Below are 1,206 nucleotides of genomic sequence, written 5' to 3'. Positions count from 1 at the left end.
TTGCGAGGGGTGGGGGCTGTACGCGGAGCGGCTGATGGACGAGCTGGGGTTGTACCGGGATCCGGTGTACCGGCTGGGGATGCTGGCGGGCGGGCAGCGGTTCCGGGCGGCGCGGGTGGTGCTGGACATCGGGATGCATCTGGAGTTGGAGATTCCGCGTGGGGCGGGGTTCCATGAGGGGGAGCGGTGGACGCCGGAGCTGGGGCTTGAGTTCCTGCGCGGCCGGATGGGTCCGGAGTCGGGGGTGTCGGCGGCGTTCGAGATCGACCGGTATCTGGGGCGGCCGGGTCAGGCGATCGCCTACAAGGTGGGTGAGCGGCTGTGGCTGGAGGCGCGGGAGGCGGCGCGGCGGCGTGCCGGTGCGGCGTTCGATTTGAAGGAGTTCCATCGGCGGGCGCTGGATCTGGGGCCGATGGGGCTGGATCTGATGCGGGAGGAGCTGACCGGTCCGTGAGGCCCGGCCGGCGCACGGCCGGGGGCGCGGGCCGGGGTCAGGGTGCGGCGGCGCCGGCGATGCCTGTCTCGCGGAGCCGCCGGTTGCGCAGCGGCTGTTCCGTGGTGGCCGGGGCGTCGGGTGGGTGCGGGGTGTCGGCGGTGGCTCCGACGTGGCAGGCGGTCTGGTCGCCGGGGTCGAGGACGCGCTTTTCGTAGGCGGGGGGCCAGCGCAGCAGGATCCGGCGGCCGCAGGTGGGGCAGGCCCACTGTTCGAGTCCGGACGCGTCGGCCTGGACCATCCGCATCTCGTGCGTCCTGTACACGGTGGTTCTCCTCGACCTTGGTACCGGTTACGGTCACCTGGTGACTACTAGGTGATTGCCCACGTCAACCGGGTTAAACGGTTCAGGCAAGGGGGTTTATGGCCGAGGTTTCGCTGCTTTGCCTACCGTCCTGAATCCGGGGTGCCGGGCGGTGGGCGGAGTGCGTCGCGGACGGCGGCGCCGATCTCGGCGATGGCCTCCGCGGGGCGGCGGGCGAACGCGCCCCAGCCGAGGAATCCGTGGTCGAGGCCGGTGCCGGTGATGAGGGTGACCGGGACGCCGGCGTCGCGCAGCCGCTCGGCGTGCCGTTCGGCCTGGGGCCGCAGGCGGTCGTACTCGGCGGTGGCGATGACCGCCGGGGGCAGGCCGCCGGGGTCGGGGTCCAGCAGCGGTGACACTTCGGGCTGGGAGGGGTCGGTGCCGCGCAGGTAGGCGCGCAGGGCGCGGT

General features: G+C 73.0%; 3 protein-coding genes. 1 reads left to right on the top strand and 2 read right to left on the bottom strand.

The genetic code is table 11. The annotated features are described in order from the left end of the window. On the top strand, positions 1-454 hold a 454-nt coding region (locus tag E1289_RS37670; RefSeq protein WP_131988970.1), incomplete at its 5' end, for a DUF885 family protein. 37 nt (positions 455-491) lie between these two features. Here the strand turns inward: E1289_RS37670 and E1289_RS37665 are convergent. Continuing rightward, the gene (locus tag E1289_RS37665) at positions 492-758 is read right to left on the bottom strand and encodes a hypothetical protein (protein WP_131988968.1); all 267 of its coding nucleotides are present in this window, start codon (positions 756-758) and stop codon (positions 492-494) included. A gap of 122 nt (positions 759-880) precedes the next feature. Continuing rightward, positions 881-1,206, bottom strand: a 326-nt coding sequence (locus tag E1289_RS37660; RefSeq protein ID WP_165970788.1) for an alpha/beta hydrolase fold domain-containing protein, incomplete at its 5' end; no start/stop codon positions are given.

The sequence above is a fragment of the Actinomadura sp. 6K520 genome, from assembly GCF_004349245.1.
In the GTDB taxonomy this organism is placed as follows: Bacteria; Actinomycetota; Actinomycetes; order Streptosporangiales; family Streptosporangiaceae; genus Spirillospora.
The sequence above is the reverse complement of the archived record's forward strand: the minus strand, read 5'-3'. Positions and strand labels throughout refer to the sequence as shown.